Source organism: Ochrobactrum sp. SFR4, from assembly GCF_019730395.1.
Taxonomy (GTDB): Bacteria; Pseudomonadota; Alphaproteobacteria; order Rhizobiales; family Rhizobiaceae; genus Pseudochrobactrum.
The window spans coordinates 1-243 of record NZ_JAAPBB010001223.1 but is presented as its reverse complement, the minus strand read 5'-3'; the positions used below and the strand labels follow the sequence as shown (position 1 = coordinate 243).

The window sequence follows — 243 nt, the reverse complement described above, 5'->3', positions numbered from 1 at the left end:
GACAGCACCACCGCAACTCTTTGGCTTGTATAAAAATGCGCATGTTACAAACCGCGATCATGTCGCGCTTTATATTTGCCGTGCTTTCAGACAGCTGAAACCGCGTATGCCAGATCGAGAAATTGCGGAAGCCCGCTTTTTTCCGCTGAGCGACTTGCCTGAGGGCGTGACACAGGCCACGATGCGCCGGTTGCAAGAAGTTGCCACCCAGACCTCGCCGGATGAATTATGGTGAGACGATTA

1 protein-coding gene is annotated in these 243 nt (G+C 52.7%); it reads left to right on the top strand.

Annotated elements, in window-relative coordinates; translation table 11 throughout:
- Positions 1-235, top strand: a 235-nt coding sequence (locus HBA93_RS22920) for an NUDIX hydrolase (protein WP_502910188.1), incomplete at its 5' end; no start/stop codon positions are given.
- Between the last annotated feature and the right edge of the window lie 8 nt (positions 236-243).